Genomic DNA, 5094 nt, shown 5'->3' with positions numbered 1-5094 from the left:
TTACAGATGCGCATGAATATACTCCGTTGGTGTCCTATACCCAAGTCTTTTGCGTGGGCGCGTATTTAGTTTGTGTGCAATTTCATTGCAGAGCTTCTGTGTCACATGTGACATAGAAGTTCGTTTTGGTAAGTATTGTCGTATCAAGCCATTGGTGTTTTCATTAGTGCCTCGTTCCCATGAGTGGTATGGGTTTGCAAAGTAAAACAGACAGTTATGATGTTTTTCTAGTTGTGCATAACCATGAAATTCAGTGCCATTATCTGCAGTTATCGTCTTAAAAGGTAAGTCAGAGCGAGTCATGATTTTGCTCATTCTTACGTTGAGCGACTCGCTTGTTCTATCGTCCATTTGCCCAATAAAAGTGTAGCCAGTCATTCTGTCGACTAAAGTCACGATACAGTGCTTGGTTCCGCGGCCAACGACGGTATCAATTTCCCAGTGACCAGGCTCTTTTCGATGCTCAGCTTTTGCAGGTCTTTCGGTAATATGACGCTTTGCTGCCAGCCGACCTCGGCTGTCTTTTGAGTTATACCTTTTACGCCTTTTCTTAGTGGATTGGCGTAGGTGCTTCCATAGTGTTCCACCGAGAGTTTTGTCGTTCCAAACGTACTGATAAATGAGCTCGTGGCTCATTGTTGGATAGCCTCTTACCCTTAGGTATCCAGCGATTTGGTCAGGACTCCAATCCAGTCGTAACAAGGCCTCAGGCAACCTGAAGTCGATTTCGCTGTAGCGCTTATTTCTGCGCGAGCGACTCAGCCGGTTGCGAGCCATTTGTTGGGCTCTCCACGCCTGATAGGAGTACCTTTTAAAGTGTCTGTTGTATCGGGAATTGCGTTCAATTTCTCGATAGATAGTAGCTTTGTGACGACCCAGTTGTTTAGCTATTTTAGGGGTACTAATTCCTTGCTTTCTGAGTGCAGAAATCATATACCTTTCGTTCTCAGTGAGGTGCGTGTATCTCATGTTTTTTACTTCTTGGCGGGAGCAAACTTCATGATTATCGCATCTCACTGTTTTTATGTTCAGAGGTGTCGCACTTCGTACTTGAATCCAAGCCATTTAACAAAGCATTTAAGAGTGATTCGCAACGCTTGGCGGTTTCGCTTCGCTCAAGTGTAGCCAAGCGTCGCTCACACCTTAATGCGGCGTTAGTCGCCAGAAAAAGCTAGCAATCAAAATCATGTTTCTAAGCTCAAAACTTGGCTGCTGATCGTTCGGTTCACAGGTTCATCGTTGTTAGTCCAAACTCATTTTCAGCTGTTTTAAGTCCAAAGTTTAGTAACTGTCCTAGCGGTTGTTTTGTCCATTGGTGCTGACAGAGCAGGGCAATCGAGAGTCTGTTTTTGGTTGCAACCCCGCTCGGTGAGTTTGTTGGGTACAAAAGCCGATTTACTCGCCGAAATGACGTTTTCTCTGGTGTTGTAAGTTCCACGTGGCTTCAATGACTTTGTTGAAAGTCCGCACTGTGAGATTGGCTTTCCAAAAGCGCTTTTTGGTGTAGTCAGTCCGTTTTCTACGGCGTTGTTTGTTCCAAGTGGTTTCATTGAGTAGCCGCTTTGAGACTACGCCTGACTTAACTGCATCAAAGCACATAAAGTTTGTTGTTCGCAAAGTTTAGTTCGGCTTAAAATTGTCGCTCGGTGCCTCGCGACTAACAAACTGCTCAAGAGGGATTCGCAACGCGTGGCATTTTCACCATGCGTTGGTTTTAGTGATTAAGGTGGAGTGCGGAAGCATCGGTATTGCGTTGCTCACCCCTTAGCAGGGCGTTATGCCACTTTTACTTTACTTCTCATGGATGAGGATAGAATTAGATGCAATACGGGATTCAGCATCACATAGAAGTTACGGCAAAAGCTGCCGGAGCTGTGATTTTTAATCAACACAATGAAGTGTTATTGGTCCAAGAGCTAACCGGCTCAAAGAAAGGTCTATGGCATATACCGTCAGGTAGTGTTGAATCTACAGAGTTTCCTCAAGAGGCAGCGGTCAGAGAAATTGCAGAAGAAACGGGTTTAGAAGTTGCTTTAGATAATTACTTAAATACCTATGCAGGACGTTTTGATGATGGTGAATTAGTATTACGTCATGTCTGGGTCACAGAAGTTAAAGACCAAGTCATATTGCCGAAATTCAATGATGAAATAGGTCGTGCAAAGTTCTTCTCGTTAGCTGAAGTACGGGATTTGTATGCTCAATCGAAGTTGCGGATGCACCATACATTTTTAATGATCAATGATGCTTATGCACAGCGGGAAAAATTGGCATAACAAACTGTTCAATAGGGATTCGCAACGCGTGGCATTTTCATCATGCGTTTGGTTTTAGTGTTTAAGGCAGTATGCGGCGACTTCGGTATTGCGTTGCTCACCCCTTAACAGGGCGTTATGCGAATAAGAGGAAATTTTAGCTTTGGCGGCAATTCAACAAAAAGACATTAAGTTGTTATGGGGACGTTCTGGCAATCGTTGTGCGATGTGTAAAATTGAACTTACTCAAGACAAAAATGCTGATAGTTCATCATTTACTCTAGGTGAGCAGGCTCACATTGTTGGTGAAAAAGACAAAGCTTCACGTGGGCAAAGTTTGTTAAGCGAAAAGCAGAGAAATTCCTACCACAATCTAATCCTTCTTTGTCCCAATCATCACACTGAAATCGACAGCAATGAGCAAGATTGGCCCGTAGAAAAGTTGCACCAAATAAAGTCAGAGCATGAGTTGTGGGTGTCTGAAACTTTGAGTGCGACCACTGATTTAGTAAAGGCTTCAAAGCAAGTGGCAGTTGCTGCTATCATCGATTCAGCAGTGAAGTTATGTAGGCTCGACCGTTGGGATATATGGACTAGTTGGACACTAGCACCAAGCCCTCAATGGGATGCAAGTATGCCAGATGAAATTTACGAGTTTAGGCAAAAAGTCATTGGTGCAATCTGGCCCGAAAAATACGACGAGTTGCATCGTGCAGCAGAGACATTATCAATTGCTTTAAATTTGGCGGCTCAAACATTCTTAAAACACTGTGAGCGACACGGTGAGACTCTTTACCCAGATAAGTTCTACAAACGAAATGGTTGGAATGAAAACTATGACGCTGAAGCTAAAGAGTATGACGCTTGGGCTAAACGGTGCAGGGAATATTTAATAGACTCAACCAAAGCAGCTAACTGGTTTGCCGATGTGGTCAGGAAAGATATTAACCCTATGTTTTTTGCGGAACATGGGCGGTTTCTCGTGGTTGAAGGCGACATTTTAGGTCACCAAACTAAGCTGTACCAGTTTACGCAAGATGAAAAAAGTTCTTTGCCTCAGTCAAAATTCGCATAACAATCTGTTTAAGAGTGATTCGCAACGCGTGGCATTTTCACTATGCGTTGCGTTTAGTGTTTAAGGTGGTATTCGGAAGCATCGGCATTGCATTGCTCACACCTTAACAGGGCGTTATGCGCTATCTACGTCAACTGTTGTTTTGTGTTGTAGCTTCAATAGATTATGAAAAGCTAGTTGCTATTCATATAAAAATTTCTGTCTGATCTCATGAAAGCTGATTGGCTCGAAAATAGATGTATCCAAAAGGTAAAATAGTAGCCTAAATTTTCTAAGAAGAGGCTCAGATGGCTAAGGTAAAACTCATTGGTTCAGTAGGCGTAAGTGGGAAAAATCAGACAATTGATATAAAGGAAATACAAAAAGGACTCAACCTCACTATTTCGTTGTTAAAACCAATTGCTCAATTAAAAGTTGATGGTTCTCTAGGTAGAAATCCTGAAAAGTCAAAGACGGTGGCTGCTATAAAGGAATTTCAAAAGAGGGTAGTTGGGATGGTAAGACCTGATGGAAGGGTTGATGTAAATGGCAAAACTCATAGGAAATTAAATCATTGCATTCAAAAGAAATTAGAAAAGGCCGCAGTTAAACCATCGGTAAAAACCCCTTCTAAAATCGCAAAACAGGCAGCTAAAACGTGGGATGTTATTACAGATAATCGAATTGCGACATTGCATAGTTATGTTAGGTCACCAGCGGCTGCGTTCATAAATGCTGTGGAAGAAGAACTTGGTATTGCTTTACGTATAACCCAAGCTCTGCGTACAGTTGAAGAGCAAGACAAATTGTATGCTAAAGGTCGAACAACTGAAGGAAAGATAGTCACCAATGTTAAAGGTGGATATAGTTATCATAATTATGGATTGGCGATAGATGTTGTTGAGATTAAGGATAGAAAAGTTAACTGGAATCCTGACTGGAAAGCAATTGGAATAATTGGTATCAGTTATGGATTTGAATGGGGTGGAAATTGGAAGAGTTTTGTAGATAAACCACATTTTCAGATGACTTTTGGCCTGTCAATCGAAGATTTGGTTGATGGAGAAAGGCCATGATATATAACTTGTTTAAGATTGTACTCTTGTCCTCACTAACGCTGTATTCATACAATCATGCATGGGCGTTTGACAAGGTGATGTGTGACTTCGAACGTATGCATCATTTAATTGATATGAAGGAGTCTGGTTTATCTATTATTGAGAAAAATAATTTATCACAATCGTCAGAAGGTAGCTTGATTAAAGAATACTGGGATGGCGATGAATTGAAAATAGTTAGGGTTATATATTATGGTGAAACAGGAAAGTCTGAATTAAGCTATTATCCTAGTGATAAGGATTACCTTGTTAAGGTTTCCGATTATTTCTATACGGTTCCAATATATCTAGAGTCATCAAAGATAGTATCTATAAAAGAATCTATTTTTGCAATTTGTCATGATATTGAACCAAACTACCCTAATAGTTCTTCTCTAGATACTGAGTACAAGCGTGCATTAAGTATTCTTAATCAGCTCAATAAGACGGGATTGTGAACAGGTATGTGACATTTTGTACTAGAATACAAGACACTTAGTATCAAGTTTGAAGTGCGACACTTTTTACAGATGCGCATGAATATACTCCGTTGGTGTCCTATACCCAAGTCTTTTGCGTGGGCGCGTATTTAGTTTGTGTGCAATTTCATTGCAGAGCTTCTGTGTCACATGTGACATAGAAGTTCGTTTTGGTAAGTATTGTCGTATCAAGCCATTGGTGTTTTCAT

The 5094-nt window shown here is 41.3% G+C and carries 5 protein-coding genes and 2 pseudogenes; 4 read left to right on the top strand and 3 right to left on the bottom strand.

Translation table 11 applies throughout. The features are described 5' to 3' along the window. The gene (locus B853_RS15685; protein ID WP_081641168.1) at positions 1–969 is read right to left on the bottom strand and encodes an IS30-like element ISVa6 family transposase; all 969 of its coding nucleotides are present in this window, start codon (positions 967–969) and stop codon (positions 1–3) included. 256 nt (positions 970–1225) lie between these two features. Next, a pseudogene (locus B853_RS26825) lies at positions 1226–1550 on the bottom strand (hypothetical protein). A gap of 270 nt (positions 1551–1820) precedes the next feature. On the opposite strand from B853_RS26825, the gene B853_RS15665 reads away from it, so the two are divergent. The 4 genes from B853_RS15665 to B853_RS15640 all read left to right on the top strand — a co-directional run bounded on the left by B853_RS15665 (position 1821) and on the right by B853_RS15640 (position 4864). Continuing rightward, on the top strand, positions 1821–2276 hold the full coding sequence (locus tag B853_RS15665; RefSeq protein WP_038884253.1) for an NUDIX domain-containing protein: 456 nt from the start codon (positions 1821–1823) through the stop codon (positions 2274–2276). 142 nt (positions 2277–2418) lie between these two features. Continuing rightward, a complete protein-coding gene (locus tag B853_RS15655; protein ID WP_050568942.1) occupies positions 2419–3330 on the top strand; it encodes an HNH endonuclease in 912 nt (303 codons plus the stop codon). A gap of 287 nt (positions 3331–3617) precedes the next feature. After that, positions 3618–4385 (top strand): M15 family metallopeptidase, encoded by a 768-nt coding sequence (locus B853_RS15645; protein WP_081641167.1) that lies wholly within the window; start codon positions 3618–3620, stop codon positions 4383–4385. Then, positions 4382–4864 (top strand): hypothetical protein, encoded by a 483-nt coding sequence (locus tag B853_RS15640; RefSeq protein ID WP_038884254.1) that lies wholly within the window; start codon positions 4382–4384, stop codon positions 4862–4864. Before B853_RS15645 ends, B853_RS15640 begins: the two co-directional genes overlap by 4 nt. Positions 4865–4930: 66 nt before the next feature. On the opposite strand, the pseudogene B853_RS15635 reads toward B853_RS15640, so the two are convergent. Then, positions 4931–5094: pseudogene (locus B853_RS15635) on the bottom strand (IS30 family transposase); the annotation flags it as partial.

It is taken from the genome of Vibrio rotiferianus CAIM 577 = LMG 21460 (genome assembly GCF_002741985.1).
Classification (GTDB): Bacteria; Pseudomonadota; Gammaproteobacteria; order Enterobacterales; family Vibrionaceae; genus Vibrio; species Vibrio rotiferianus.
The sequence above is the reverse complement of the archived record's forward strand: the minus strand, read 5'-3'. Positions and strand labels throughout refer to the sequence as shown.